The following is a 13,706-nucleotide window of genomic DNA, read 5'->3' on the forward strand; positions in this document are numbered from 1 at the left end:
GTTGCCAACTCTCACAGAAGGGATTGAGGAAAAGGTTTCCCTTGAATAATAGTACAAAAGACCCCTCATCAGATTGAGCTGAGCGGCTTGCCGACGCGACGCTCCTCTCAGACGATAGCTCACTAGTTTCCGCAAGACCGAGACTCAGAACCGGATTTCGGCCGCATATAAGCGACATTCAGGACTAATGCCATGAGATTCGAAGTACTTGGACTGGATTATGATAGGCGGATCAAGTGCTATATGGTCAACGCTCGTGCTGACTACGAATGGTATCTTGCCAAAACGATGGGTTCGGAGGAAAACCTTCAGATTCAACGCGACGTTATCAAGGGTAGTAAACCGTATCGCACGCTGAGGGCAGACCTTAAGCTCGGCTGCGTTCTGCCAACAATCGTCCTCGCGATCCGAAACGTGAATACTGAGCCCGCAGAGAAATATGATGCGAGGGAAGGGTTCATAACGGCGGAAGCTGCGGATCTAGCCGCTCTGCAGCGGTCTATTACTGAGGCAACACCAGCCGACATTGACATTGTTGATGGGCTGCAGAGAACGAATGCGCTTAGGCAAACCTTGGTCGATCTTGACGGGCAGGCTAAACAAGATTTTCTTCATCGTTCCTTGCGCCTAGAAATTTGGATCAGCATCCCTTTTTATTCTCTCGCCTACCGAATGCTTCTGCTGAATGCTGGTCAGCGCCCGATGTCGATGAAGCATCAGATCGACATTTTGTCACGCGGGCTTGCCGACGATCTCAAAGATCTTGATGGCATCGACATAATAACGATGAAAGATCACAAAAGAAGAGTGCGGCCCGGTCAATTTCACTTGTCCACTCTTGCTCAAGCTTTTCAGGCTTGGCTACAAAGAAACCCGAACGTCGATACGAACAATTTAGTCGTAGAGACCTTGCTGGTCGATGAAGCTTTGGAATCTCTGGGGATAGACCTCCAGGGCAACCGTGAGCTTGATCATCGGGAAAGCTTTAGAACTTTCGTCAGTTGGGTAATTGAGTTGGATAAGGTGCTAGGCGAAGAGAGAAATAGATTCTTCGGAAATGATACGGTGGTTCTCGGGTTTGCGGCAGCCGTTGGATTTGTTCATAAAAATGAGCAATTGCGTGACCGATTGGAGCCCGCCATGGCTGGCCTGTTAGAAGAAGCCAAGGCCGCAGCTGGCTCTGACCCGTTGGGCGTCATGGTGTTTGATGACCTGCGCCGGAGTATCGATACCCGCAAGAGCAACGTCGGTGAGGCCACCCGCGAGTTCGTGTTTCGAGCGCTCAGAGAGTATATTATGCAGGGCGGCACAAGCTCGATGCGTGATTGTTGGACTCAATCAGCTAGCATGATTTAGAGGTCGACGTGCCTCTTAAAGAAATGCTCGGCGTTACGGACTTTAGCGCGATAGACACGTCGCGGCCACTGCAGCTTGGGAATCTTCTGTTAGGCCCGGAGGCTGCTGCCGAGGCGGCTAAGCTAATTCAGCTGGCCAATTACCAGCAGCAAATCCTGATAGAAAAACGTGATGTCCAAGCACCATTTTATTGGGAGGTTTTGCGAGGCGGTGTTTCCATTGGCGAGGTGTTTGGTTTTCCGGAGCAATCATCCTCAAGTCTCCCAACGGCCGTAGAAGTAGCACTTATGCGTTCGCTTGAAGTGGCGGGGGATCAGCGACAGGCTGAATTGCTGGCGGGTGGTTGCTTGGTTGGATTGGGAAGTCACGATGGGCTGAAGGCCTTTTGCAAGGTCGCGATGTTAGCAAGGCCCCCCATCATGGGGACAAGCGTCCTGTGGTCAGCGCACTCTCGCGTCAATCTGACATTCGCCGACGATGCCAGGCTCACGGCGCCTATGCTGAAGTGCCTCGATGGGTCGTTTGGCGCCTCACCGCTCAAGTTTCGCTATCTAGAAATATATAGAATTATCGAAACAAGGTACTTGTCTCAGGTTTTTGAGAAGATAAAGAATGATTTCTTGGCTGAACCGAAGCGGTCACTGGAAGATGCGCTCGCTAGCCTGAAATCAGAACTTAAGCAGTTAATTCTATTGGCAGAAGAAGAGGACATCTATTTTGAGGATGTCTGGACAGTTATTGAAAGCATGAAATTTACGAATCAGTTTGCGGCAGCACTACTGAGGAAGTTGGATTCATCGGCGCCAGATTACCGATCGACAGCTTGCCGGAGGGGAGCCACACTAATATATTTTGTACGTTGTGCAATTGTTCACGCAGGTGAAAAGGATATGGTATTTGAGGCATATGCTGATGGGGATAAAGCCTTGGAAAAGATTATAGCTCCTGTGGAACAGGCGGCTCTCGCTATCTCTGGATTAAACCTCCTATAGTCCCAATGAATTTTGGGGTCACCAATTTGAGACCTCATCTCGCGTGGGCTTCGGCGACCTTCCCCCCCTCCCCATCCCCGCGCACCTGATGGCTGTGCGTTGTAATGTGCTTGACGCCCAGCACTGCCTGCCAGTCTCAGTCAGCCTTAGAGGGCTGGAACTTCCCAGCGTACCGATCATCGTGTCCATAGCAGCGGCCTTTGCAGGATTGCTAACCGGACGCAGCGAGTGACTGCCTCCCCACCAAGTGATCTCACTAGGGCAAGGCCATGTGGGTCTGCTGACTGGCTCGCTAAGCAGTCTCGCATGAATCGTCTTTTAACATTTTGCGTCCTAGTCCCCACAATGGTCTCACATGATCCCCGAAGGGTCCCAATGTCATGACCAAATCCAAATTAGTCGGCGAGGGTTCAACTTGCAGAACGCGATACCCTGCGCCACGGTCGGATAGTTATTGCATCGAGGGGGCTGAAGTTGAGGCTTGAACACATTAAAAGACATTTGCGCACATTCAGCATCATGGGCAGGAAAAGCACTATTTCGGCAGCGTTTGCGTCAGCACTAGCGCCGTTCGACATGTATGAAGCCGCCGCCGTGTCTGCTGCAATCGCCGACCTAGGGCAGGACCCAGCCAGCGACCTGCTGTGCGCGTATTGTGGTGAGACCGCCGCAACATGGGATCACGTTCACAGGAGAGTGGTTGGCGGAGAATTTTCCGGGTACGGCCATAGGGTTCGTAACCTCGTTCCCTGTTGCCGCACCTGCAACGAAAGGAAAGGCGGGAGGTCGTGGGAGGATTGGCTGGTTCAAAAGGCGCCTCCTGACCTAGAGCAACGGCGGAATGCTATCGCCAAATTCTTGGAAGCTCCAACGGCACGACCAACAACAATGGACGATATGAAGAATGCGGCCCCCAAGGAAATGGACCGCTATCTCGCGATAAGGGACCAAGTATTTCTATTGCTGAAAGAGGCGGACCAACTCGCTGGGAGCATAAGGGTGAAGACAGCCACGGCGCTCGCCGAACAGCTTCGAGCAGATAACCTTTAGGGTGTACCCACGAAGCTCTCACTCTTGCCACTGCGTCATCATTCTGTTTTCGCTGCAATCGATCGGCTTATCTCGGCCACAATGCCCATCGCGACGCCGATCAGAAAGCACAACAAACCCTCGTTGATAGCTTCGCCTGAGGAGCTGGACCCCAGGTATCTCTGGGCCATGATCTGATCGGCTGAGAAAGTGATGGCGAAGGCAAGCACCGCTCGAAAGCCGCCCAGGATAACTAAGAGCCACGCAATGATTCGCCCCGACTTTGTGAAAAACATAGACCCCTCCATTTCTTCCTTATCCTCGTAGCTACTTTGTACCAGCGATGACCGCAACCAGGCGGTTCGATTCGGGTATACCCTTTGTGAACGACCCAGGGTTTGGTTCGAGAAATAACTCTTGACTACTCAAAACGAACCGCTATTAATGAGACCACATAAATCGAACCAATGGCCCCGCTTGGTCTGCGCGGACCACAACCGATAAAGGGTCTCCTCCAATGTTTGTTCGCGCCTACCTCCGCGCCTCCACCAAGGAGCAAGACGCCAGCCGGGCCAAGGCGGACCTCCAGGCCTTTGCCAAGGAGCGCGGCCTCAAGATTGCCGCCACCTACCTGGAGAACGAAAGCGGAGCCTCCCTGTCCCGCCCCGAGCTATTCCGCCTCCTAGCCGATTGTGAGCCTGGGGACGTACTCCTTATCGAACAAGTTGATCGCTTAAGCCGGCTCAATGCCGCCGACTGGGAGCGGCTCAAGGACGAGATAAGACAGCACCGGGTGAAGGTGGTAGCCCTCGACCTCCCCACCTCCTGGAGCATGGTCTCAAGCGGAACCGACGAGTTCACCGCCCGGATGCAGGAAGCCGTAAACGGGATGATGCTGGATATGATCGCGGCGATTGCCCGCAAGGATTATGACGACCGAAGGCGGCGGCAGGCCCAGGGCATCCAGAAGGCCAAGCAAGAGGGGCGCTATAGAGGCCGGCCCGAGGACCAGGAGCGCAACGCCGCCATCGCGAAGATGCTTAAGGCAGGCCAGTCCTGGAGCAGCATCGTGGCCGCCACGGGAGCGTCCAGGAGCACTCTGGCGAGGCTGGCGAAGCGGGATCAGTAGCGTCCCCAATTGGACGGCTGGGATTTGCTTCCGACATTGCCTCATGTGCCGTGGGGCATCCACACGGTTGAGCCACACTCGGCGAAGGTGGGTACGATAGTCCGCTCTCTCTGACGCGCTAATGGCGAATTAGCCAGAGCACTGCTCCGGGTTCTACCACTTCACGCGAGGCATTCCCGCGTTCTATCCTCGACGTTATCCACGGGCCGCCTCCCGAGATTGTCCTTGCGAGTGCCTCTTGCGAGGGTCCTCAATGGATTCTCCAAGAATCTGCTATCCAGCTTTTCCTTGGGCGATTGTGGGCCAGCCCCAATAGCGTGAGTCTGGCAATGCATTTCCGCCTTAACCCGTCCCCTTCCGGGAATGCCTCAAAGCGGCGCTATCCGCGATGCCTTGAGAATAGGGACTTCAAAAAGGCTTCCAACACGGAGAGCCTCCTTTCTGTCCCCTCAGATGAGGACTGTGCCCAACTTAGTGGCTGGGGCCGATTCGTTCAAGTTTGTCGGCGTGGCGAAATTCATCATCATTGCAACAAGGATTCGACAACTTCCGCCTAGCAACGCTAGTCTTCGGTCCGGGGTAGAGCTTGGGGCCATGTTTCGCGTTTTTTCCATTCTGACTCTGTTGTGCACGATATCGGCGTTGCTGGGCGCTTCTGCCGCTCGCGCCGGATTGCAGTTCGAGGCCGGACAAACAGGCGGCGGGCTTCATTACATTTTGGTGTCAGGCGATTTTGCCTATCAGGATGACCTATCGGTCTTTGAGGCACTCGCGCGGTCCAGCGCTGCAACGGCAGTTACATTTCAGTCTCCCGGCGGCAACATTCAGAAGGCAATGGATCTGGGCCGGATAATTCGAAGGCTGGGCATGGGGACCGCGCAGTTAAGGGCCTCTGAGTGTGCTTCCGCTTGCTCGTTGGCCTTCTTGGGCGGAGTGATACGCTTTGCCGAGGCAGGGTCTATTGGAGTCCACAAGTCATCGTTCCAGGGCGACAGTCCCCTCAGCACGCAAGAGGCTGTCTCCGCCGTTCAGCAAATCACTGCCGACGTTATTACCTACATGATCGAGATGGGTGTAGACCCCGCTCTGCTCCAACTTTCGCTGCAATATGACAGCAATGACATACGGTACCTCTCCATGAGCGAGATGGCGAAGTACAAAGTAGTCACTTTCGCCCCCGACACGGGTCAGTCAACTGTTGCAAGTGCCGTGCCATCTCCGATGCCGCCACCTCCGCCCGCACCGCCGACCTCGACATCAACGCCTCCATCTTCTGCCAATCCATCGCTAGTAGTCCCAGAGGCTCATACTGGCCGGATTGGACATCCTAAAGGTGCTGCACCCCTCAAGGCACTCCCAGAGGGGAAGTCCGCGAATGTCGCGACGCTGAGGAATGGGAGTCCGGTGGCGATCCTGGGCAGTAGCGGTCGTTGGTATCGAGTCCAAGCCGGGAATCAGATCGGCTACATGCATGACACCTGGGTTCACGTCGATCAGTACGACAGCGGCCCATTCGGACGGCGCCATATCCAAGTCAAGAGCTTCGACAATTACGCTGAGGCCGAGGCATACGTCCGAACATCATCCATCCCGCTCTCCGCTTACCTAGCTACCAATGGCTGGTTCGCAATCACCCTCGACAACACCTTCGACGAGCCTATGGCTAAGACCTTGGTAAGCGAGATGAAAGCGAGGGGCGCAATCCCCGACGACGCCTACGCAACCTTCGGCAACACGTACGTTCGCAAGGTGTGCTGCCAGTAGGCGCCGCCAATCGCCGGGAGCCATCATGGCAGCGAAGTTTGGATTTTTCCGTCACCTGAGGGGGCCTGTTGTGGCGATAAAGGGGCGGGCGGCCATTACCGTTATTGTTGTGGTGGCTGCCTTCGGACCCCTTCACGCCGAAACGGTGGACGTGAAGTATCGCGGTCCCGTAGACCTCGCAAAATTCGAATGCACGGGAGAGCTAGACAGCGGCTTGGTCAAGCGCGTCTGCTACAACGCCGAGCACTCGTATATGCTCATTCGCCTCAAGCAGACTTGGTATCACTACTGCGAGATTGACCAGGGCACGGTGTCCGCGCTGTTGGCAGCGGACTCTATGGGAAGCTTCTACAGAGAGAACATCAAGGACGATGCTACGGGTGGGAAGTTCGGATGTCGGGACAAGCCGCTGCCGGAATTCTAGTCGCCTAGCGGTCACCAAGTCGCCATTTGGGATCGACTGAAGCGCTGGTTTCGTCGACGACGCTGTCATAGTCCCGACCTATCATAAGCAGGACGATCCCGCCGAAAAACGTCACACTCGTGATTGCAATACAGGCGACCGCCCACCACTCGGGAACGGCAAAATACCATCTCCAGCAGAGTGCGTTCAAAATCGGCGAAACGACCAACATCCATGCCCCTTGGACCCCACTCACGTTGAGGCGGCTTGTTGTCGTCACCCGGTATTTGATCGCCACAGTTCCTCCCGCGCACCTATGGTGCCTGACAATTTTTTGTTGCAGCTTAGTAGCCATGTGCAACCTCTACAACATCACCACGTCGCAAGAGGCCATCCGTCAATGGACTGGTGCTCTGCGTGACATCCTGGGCAACCTTGAGCCGTCCCTAGACATCTATCCCAACCTGCCAGGCCCGGTGGTCCGAAATGCGCCAGATGGCCAACGCGAAGTTGCCAAGCTGCTTTGGGGAATGCCGACGCCGGCCGAGCGGGTGAAGGGCAAGGCGGACATGGTACGACCAACATCCGCAATCCGCAGTATGGCCATTGGCAGCAATACGTTGCCGTGGAGAACCGCTGTGTGGTGCCCGTGACGAGCTTCGCGGAGCCGAGCCCTATGCCCAACGACAAGGACCCCGAGACGGGCATACAGCGGAACTATTGGTTCGCCCGAAGCGAGGACCGTCCGCTGTTCTTCTTCGCTGGCTTGTGGACGCGCTGGCAGGGAGTCCGCAGGGTGAAGGATGGGCCGGGGGACTTTGAGCTTTACGGCTTCATGACGACCAAGCCCAACGCGCTCATTGCGCCCATCCACGAAAAGGCAATGCCGGTGATCCTGACCACCAAGGAAGAGGTGGACACCTGGTTGACCGCGCCATGGTCCGAAGCGCGGCACATGCAGCGGACAGCGCCGGACGATGCCTTGGTGATTGTCGAGAAGCCGGCCACGCAGATCAAGGTCCCGCAGAGTTCCGCAACCAGCCAATTGCCGCTGCTGTAAAGTGGAGCGCCTCATACGGAGGAGTGAAATGGCTCGCGTACTTCTCTTGCTGTTAGGAACGCTCTGGGCGGTAGCGGCCCATGCAGAGGTTGTGATGACCTGCGGAGCATCAGACGGGCATGGGTACTTCGCTGCGGGTGGATTAGTTCCCGAGGCACAAGCCGGGTGGCACAGCGACAACATAAGCAGCGGCAACATCGCGTTGGTGCAGGAAGGGACGGAATTCGACATTCAAATCCGCGATGCCCAGGGCAGCTTCTCGTCACGGGCTAAAGGCGCGAAGGTATTTGCACTGGCTAACACGCCGCCCGTAGTCGTCATCCTTGTGGTCTATCCGGCCGGGGCGACTGAGGTCTTTCAATTCCGTCGCGGACCATTCAGCCGGGAGGTGGTCTGGACCCAAGTCAAATATGCAGGGCTTGTTGACAAGGCATCCGCCTACCACGCTGCCTGTGAGTGAGGGACAAAGGCACTAAGCTCCTTAAGCCTCGTCTCTCCACACCACCCGCCGCACTGTCCTGATTTCTGCGAGCCGCCTAACGCGGATGGCCTGCCGTTCCCGCGCCGTTGGGTTCTGCGTCTCGGTGTGCATGCAAGCGTTCTTGCCGCACCGCTCTCAACTCATTTTGCGCCCTACCAACTCGGCCTCAACGTCCCCTAAGATTTCCCCTAGGTCGCTCGGCTGATACCATCGTCTGACGTTGCATAGCCCGCAACGGACGAGCACGAGCTGCCCGATGTCATGGGCATTGCCAAGCGTCCAACCGCCGCCGCGCTTTCGTCTTCCGTCAATGTCAGGCATGACCCAAGTTAGGAACTCATTCCTCTCTCAAGTCAATTCCCCCTTGACAATTTTGTTCCGTTTTTGTTCCCTCCGAGTTTGGAGCGTTCGGAGTAACCCTTATGGACGGCACAGTGAGTGGCGAAATCAGGCTTCCGGGGCCGGAACACGTCACGGCGCCCGGCATCCAGCATCATTGGTGCGAGCATGGCGGCTGCGGTAAAGATGCCGGATGGGGTTTTGCGAAGCCAAAGCAGGCACCTCATTGGTTCTGTTTCGAGCATCGTGGCGACGGCGAAAACCACCTGTGAGGCAGAGCAATGCCAACCGAGCAACAGCAAGTCGATCCTCCAGCGGTGGACTTGGAGCTTGCCGCCGATGAGGTCATTGCAACATGCGGCGGGGATGCCCGAGAGGCCGTGAAGGCGCTCCTCGTCGCCAACGCCTCATTGGAGCGTGAGGTGGCTCTTTGGGCTCCTGCGGTGAGCTATGGGTTCAGCCGAGGGTGGCATAGACGGAAGCGCAGCGGGACCGACTAACGGCCAACGGAAGGCATCAGCATGTCAGACCATATTCTTCCCCAGCAGAAGGCACCCAAGCTGATCGTCGTCACCGCCTTTGATCGAGATGAGACAGGCGACCTCCAGCCGGTCTATGGGCCGATCGAGCAGCAATCGGAGGAGCGGGCCATAAGGACCGCGAAGAGCCTTGCGACGAAACATGCCGGCGTCATTGCGTGGTCGCGTGATGCCAACCCCTCACTTGGCGATTACGGAGAGCCCACGACGCTCTTTGTGGGTGGCGACGTGCCAGACATGGAGTAGCGGGCCGAAGGCCTATGAGGCAGGAGCGTCAGGGTCGATCTCGTAGGAGAACTTCCCAGGGGTTCGGGGGTAATCTGGACAGCGCGAGGCCGGTCCGGACATGCAGTAGTGATTGACTGAACGGCGATACTCCATGGTGCCGATAGAGCGAAGCACCAGAATGACCGCGATGGCCAAGACACCAAATGCCACCAGCGCAGCAATCTTGCTCCTTGGGGGCCGGTGCTCGGCAAGGTAACCGTCTGCTGGCCGTGGCTCTAAACCAGCAATTTGCGCCACAATGGTCGCAGTGGCACCGGAGGCGATAGCTTCGGCCTGTAGCGATTCTGACGGCACCATCTCCTCCTTCCAGCCTGGAGGAAGCGGTCGTGCTCCCATTAGAAAACTCGTTACGGCCGCTGCTGCTGTATCGGGCCAGCCCGCTTCTCGGAATTCAGCTAGCCACCTTGCCGGCTCCCGCCCTCGGAATGTTCGATAGCGGTCGGTTGCTGTGGCGCTGCTTGGTGCCCGGAGCGCTTTTGACGACATTGGTTTCCCCTAGAGAGGCAAACGCCTGCGGTACGCCCCCGCAGACAGCCTCCTCATGACCCCTGATCGGGGAGTTGGAAAACCGAGTTCCGGTTCCTGCGGCCTTTAGTTCCGGAGAACCTGGACATACGCCACAGGCTCCCCGACCGAAAAAGTCGAGGATCGGCGCCGATGTGTTCGGCACCATGTTTGAACTCAGGGTTTCCACACCCCGAAGCGCCGCGTCAGCGCTCGCGGACGAGTCTAACCAACGGACAACGCAATGCAAGGCGGCTGCTTGTGAGGGGCTTGCGTTACCGTGGCTGCTGTGGCTGGCCCGGTTCGGGGCTGAGCCTGCCTATGAGCCTGCCTATGAGCCTGCCTATGAGCCTGCCTATGAGCCTGCCTATGAGCCTGCCTATGAGCCTGCCTATGAGCCTGCCTATGAGCCTGCCTATGAGCCTACCCTAGTGAAAAACCGGGGTGCGTCGGCTCGCCGCGCTTAACCGAAATTGCTGTAAATGTTCAAGTATATGACCTACATTCAAGGCCAGCAGAAGGGTATGAAATGAATTGGTCGTTCAAACCTATAGTGATGAACACAATGGTGCTGAAGGCGGCGCACTTCGGCGAATACGTCGATGGAATAGCTGCTGGCGCTTATTGTGGCTTCGGAAAGATTGGCAAAGAGTCGCGGACTTTTTTTGGATATGGTGGAACGAAGAATACAGAAACACTATACGCCTATGGCATAGCGCATTTCATCAATCTCCGAGAGCTTGAGGAAGATGAAACGCCCGTAACGGTATTTCTGCGGAATAAGGGGGTGAAGGCATATCTCGGAAATCACGTCCCAAAGTGGGTAGCGAACGGTGGCTACAATTCAGAGGGCAAAGTCCCTGACGCCTACGACGCGTGGAAAGACGTCTACATGCTAACGAAAATGTCTCAAATTTCTATCGCGCAACCACAAGGGCATTCCAAGCCGATGTTTGCCTACATCGAAGGCATCTGCCGGGAGAAGGCGGAACTGGCGTACGCACTGAAGGCATTCAGAGAGAACAGGTTGATAGAGAAGGGCGAGCTTTGACTCGTCAATCTCCGGAGGCTTGGTTCCCAGTCTCCGATAACGTCTGCATCATTCCGAGCTGTGGACGACCAATCACGTCAGTTTCAGGCGGGAAGGCACAATTCCATTGCCGATACCACGTGCAGCACAAGGCTCGTCACGGCTCCCACTGGTGCGCCACCTATCGGGCGGCCGATCTTAAGCCCTACGTTGTCGCCGCGACCAGGTGGCTTGGAGAATGCCCGCAGCAGGGTGCCATTGCTGGTGCCGTTCAGGAGCTAGCTCATATCCTTGCAGGCGCGGGACGTGTTGACCCAGCAATGAACTTGCGCGGCCAGCCGGCCAGCTACAGAGCGCGGGTTGCGTTCGCCAGACTGCGGGAGGCTGGCATTGAGCCCCGCCGCTTGCTGGCCATCTATTTGGGCGTAAGCGCCTTGGTCGAAGATGATCGTGGTTCCCATCGCACCCGCGAATTCAAGATCGTGCAGGCTGCGAAGGCAGTTCACCGGTTGGCGAGCGGGACGCACCGAAGCTGGGAGATGTTCAATCCGGTGGGGCCGGACATTCATACGGAGCTTCATGCTTACCCAAGATCATCGGGGCTCGTGCTGCGAAAGATCGGGGAGAATTTGGAGAAGGCGGGAGAGGCGCTGGCTTGCGAAGCGGTCGGGGAAATCATCGCCAACAAAACCAAACGCTTCGGTGAGCATCCATCGCACGTTCCGGGGTGGCGACCGAGCTGGGCTAAACGCGCGGGGTAGGCGATGGTGCGCAAAAGCAAACAATCGAGTGACGTGGTTGGGGTGTCTGGGTGCTCACATGTTGAAGCCCGCCGGCGAACTGGGAGCTTAACCCGCCCCATATGCCTTGTGGCTGCTTGATGTCGCCGCTTAGCAGCCGCAGTAAGGCAGTGCTCAGAGCTTTGGCAGAAGGCGAGGATTTCAGTAATTCTCTCGCCACCACAGACTTATTGTTTGACCCATGGCTAACCTCAAGCGGCCCCAAGCTCTCTTCCATCGCAGCACTGGTCACTGAGGCTGTCCTCGATGCCGGCTCAAAGGCAGCTGGAAGGCGCATAAGGCAACCCAGAGCCGATGTGGTGGAGAGGACGGCTGTGATTGTCTCCTCCGTCATCGCCAACCTTAAGGTGCTTCATGCCAACCATCGCTGGGGGCAATACCTAGCCCTGCCGATGAAGCATGCCGCCTTGACCCGTTATGACCGCCCCGGGTTCCGCCAATTGTCACAGATCGTGGAGGCCATGGAGGGTGCTGGGCTCATCATGGTGCATCCCGGCAGGGCCCACATTCGGCGGACAGGCATAGCGGCAGTAAGTTGGCTGAGAGCTGACCTGACGCAGCCCGAAGTTCCTGTTGCTGATGTAGGGCGTGCAGAGGGTGAGGAGGTAATTAGGCTATCCGCCAGGGTGGGAAGGGACCAGCAAGGCAACAAGCTGCCATCCATCTTGGTGGACTATGGGGACAATGCGGAGACCATAGGGCTGAGGGCGGAGATGGACGAGATCAATGCCTTCCTCACCACCCAGCGCATCGAGGTCGATGGCGAGCCGCAAGCCGGCTTTAGGCTGACTCGTCGCTTCCTTCTCCGCTCCCAGTCCAGCCCCATCACCTTCAACCTTCATGGCCGGCTCTACGGCGCCTTCTGGCTATCAATGCCAAAGGAACTGCGGGACGGTCTCACCATCAACGGCGAGCATATTGCCGACCTCGACTTTGCCAGCATGTTTCCGAGGCTCGCCTATGCGCGGGTAGGGGCTCAGCCGCCCGAAGGTGACCTCTACGCCATCCCCGACTTGGCGGAGCATCGCGCCGGCGTGAAGGCTGGCTTCGCGGCCATGCTGTCGTCTTCGAACGGGATGACCCGCTTGCCGAGTGGCGTGAAGGAGGCGCTGCCGGTAGGGTGGACTGGGAGGAGACTGGCGGAGGCCATCGGCGAGAAGCACCCCGCATTAGTACCGCTCTTCGGCCAGGACATTGCGATGGACTTGATGTTCACCGAAAGCTGCATCTTGGTGGCCGCCTTGCTGAGGCTGGCGAGGATGGGGATAGCGGCCTTACCGATGCATGACGGGGTGATGGTGGCGGCGACACACTGCGAGGTGGCCGAGGAGGTTATGGGCGAGGTGGCTGCGGCAGGTGCGGGAGCACCGATTCCGGTAGTGGTCAAGTGATGCTCATACCTTCGCCTTACGCCAGCCGGCCCACCACGCTTCCCATTGCGAACAGAACCACCGCTCTCCACGGGCTGGGTTCACGCGGGTGGCCAAATAGTAGGCCTGCCCCGGCATATGGTAGATGTGCTCGCCCCACTCGTTGATGTTGCCCTTGATATCACAGCCGGGCTTGTGGAACGCGGCTTCGCTAGACCTTGAGCCGGCGGAATGCACGGTCGGAAGGCGGGGCTCGTTGCTGCTCGCAAAGTAGGCGGCCGAGGCAACAGCTAGCAGTGCCATGGAGATGGGAAGGCGAGCCGCCAGAAGCAAGCGCCATAGAGGCCTGCGCCGTCGTGCCTTGAGATGAACAACTTTGCCCATGCCCTTTCCCCGATGAGAGCATGCGTCCATTGCCGCTGAGAGTCCAGAAAGGTCCTAGTGGACGCCCAGAATGAACACCTGTGCACGTGCTAGTGGTCAGAATCTGACGTTTGGTACCGGATTCGGAAGTCCCTCAAGGTGGGGAGTGGCCGTTGCCATTTAGCCCGCTGGGGCGTGTCAGCCTTCGATCTGCCGACCGCTCAACGCGTTCAACTCTTCAGCCCTTTGGGGCGGGAAT

General features: G+C 57.2%; 15 protein-coding genes and 1 pseudogene. 13 read left to right on the forward strand and 3 right to left on the reverse strand.

All coding sequences use genetic code 11. The features are described from left to right. Positions 1 to 192 precede the first annotated feature (192 nt). From AC04SI_RS30285 to AC04SI_RS30295, 3 genes are all read left to right on the forward strand, one after another. A complete protein-coding gene (locus AC04SI_RS30285) occupies positions 193 to 1,356 on the forward strand; it encodes a hypothetical protein (protein WP_488475487.1) in 1,164 nt (387 codons plus the stop codon). A gap of 8 nt (positions 1,357 to 1,364) precedes the next feature. Continuing rightward, entirely contained in the window at positions 1,365 to 2,348 is a 984-nt protein-coding gene (locus AC04SI_RS30290) for a hypothetical protein (protein WP_488475488.1), read from the forward strand. Between the two features lie 576 nt (positions 2,349 to 2,924). Continuing rightward, complete coding sequence (locus AC04SI_RS30295) at positions 2,925 to 3,398, forward strand: HNH endonuclease (protein WP_488475501.1); 474 nt, start codon at positions 2,925 to 2,927, stop codon at positions 3,396 to 3,398. 38 nt (positions 3,399 to 3,436) lie between these two features. Here AC04SI_RS30295 and AC04SI_RS30300 read toward each other — a convergent pair whose 3' ends face one another. Beyond that, positions 3,437 to 3,673, reverse strand: coding sequence for a hypothetical protein (locus AC04SI_RS30300; RefSeq protein ID WP_488475489.1), 237 nt, complete (start codon positions 3,671 to 3,673; stop codon positions 3,437 to 3,439). A 221-nt stretch (positions 3,674 to 3,894) separates the two neighbouring features. Between AC04SI_RS30300 and AC04SI_RS30305 the strand changes: the two genes are divergently transcribed. The 3 genes from AC04SI_RS30305 to AC04SI_RS30315 all read left to right on the forward strand — a co-directional run bounded on the left by AC04SI_RS30305 (position 3,895) and on the right by AC04SI_RS30315 (position 6,694). Beyond that, entirely contained in the window at positions 3,895 to 4,506 is a 612-nt protein-coding gene (locus AC04SI_RS30305; RefSeq protein ID WP_488475490.1) for a recombinase family protein, read from the forward strand. Positions 4,507 to 5,100: 594 nt separating this feature from the next. Further along, positions 5,101 to 6,270, forward strand: a complete 1,170-nt coding sequence (locus AC04SI_RS30310; RefSeq protein WP_488475491.1) for an SH3 domain-containing protein — start codon at positions 5,101 to 5,103, stop codon at positions 6,268 to 6,270. Between the two features lie 25 nt (positions 6,271 to 6,295). Further along, positions 6,296 to 6,694 (forward strand): KTSC domain-containing protein, encoded by a 399-nt coding sequence (locus tag AC04SI_RS30315; protein WP_488475492.1) that lies wholly within the window; start codon positions 6,296 to 6,298, stop codon positions 6,692 to 6,694. A gap of 4 nt (positions 6,695 to 6,698) precedes the next feature. Here the strand turns inward: AC04SI_RS30315 and AC04SI_RS30320 are convergent, their stop codons facing one another. Continuing rightward, entirely contained in the window at positions 6,699 to 6,971 is a 273-nt protein-coding gene (locus AC04SI_RS30320; protein WP_488475493.1) for a hypothetical protein, read from the reverse strand. Between the two features lie 55 nt (positions 6,972 to 7,026). On the opposite strand from AC04SI_RS30320, the pseudogene AC04SI_RS30325 reads away from it, so the two are divergent. The 7 genes and pseudogenes from AC04SI_RS30325 to AC04SI_RS30355 all read left to right on the forward strand — a co-directional run bounded on the left by AC04SI_RS30325 (position 7,027) and on the right by AC04SI_RS30355 (position 13,105). Further along, positions 7,027 to 7,733: pseudogene (locus tag AC04SI_RS30325) on the forward strand (SOS response-associated peptidase). Positions 7,734 to 7,761: 28 nt separating this feature from the next. After that, positions 7,762 to 8,193 carry a hypothetical protein gene (locus AC04SI_RS30330; RefSeq protein WP_488475494.1) on the forward strand — a complete coding sequence of 144 codons (432 nt, stop codon included), beginning with the start codon at positions 7,762 to 7,764 and terminating at the stop codon, positions 8,191 to 8,193. Between the two features lie 443 nt (positions 8,194 to 8,636). Continuing rightward, positions 8,637 to 8,825, forward strand: coding sequence for a hypothetical protein (locus AC04SI_RS30335; protein WP_488475495.1), 189 nt, complete (start codon positions 8,637 to 8,639; stop codon positions 8,823 to 8,825). Between the two features lie 249 nt (positions 8,826 to 9,074). Further along, the gene (locus AC04SI_RS30340) at positions 9,075 to 9,338 is read left to right on the forward strand and encodes a hypothetical protein (RefSeq protein ID WP_488475496.1); all 264 of its coding nucleotides are present in this window, start codon (positions 9,075 to 9,077) and stop codon (positions 9,336 to 9,338) included. Positions 9,339 to 10,413: 1,075 nt separating this feature from the next. Then, positions 10,414 to 10,935 (forward strand): hypothetical protein, encoded by a 522-nt coding sequence (locus AC04SI_RS30345; protein WP_488475497.1) that lies wholly within the window; start codon positions 10,414 to 10,416, stop codon positions 10,933 to 10,935. Between the two features lie 383 nt (positions 10,936 to 11,318). Continuing rightward, positions 11,319 to 11,675 carry a hypothetical protein gene (locus tag AC04SI_RS30350; RefSeq protein ID WP_488475498.1) on the forward strand — a complete coding sequence of 119 codons (357 nt, stop codon included), beginning with the start codon at positions 11,319 to 11,321 and terminating at the stop codon, positions 11,673 to 11,675. A gap of 119 nt (positions 11,676 to 11,794) precedes the next feature. Next, positions 11,795 to 13,105 carry a hypothetical protein gene (locus AC04SI_RS30355; protein WP_488475499.1) on the forward strand — a complete coding sequence of 437 codons (1,311 nt, stop codon included), beginning with the start codon at positions 11,795 to 11,797 and terminating at the stop codon, positions 13,103 to 13,105. Positions 13,106 to 13,108: 3 nt separating this feature from the next. On the opposite strand, the gene AC04SI_RS30360 is transcribed toward AC04SI_RS30355, so the two are convergent. Then, positions 13,109 to 13,468 carry a sunset domain-containing protein gene (locus tag AC04SI_RS30360; protein WP_488475500.1) on the reverse strand — a complete coding sequence of 120 codons (360 nt, stop codon included), beginning with the start codon at positions 13,466 to 13,468 and terminating at the stop codon, positions 13,109 to 13,111. Positions 13,469 to 13,706 lie beyond the last annotated feature (238 nt).

The organism is Mesorhizobium sp. CNPSo 4689, from assembly GCF_057784325.1.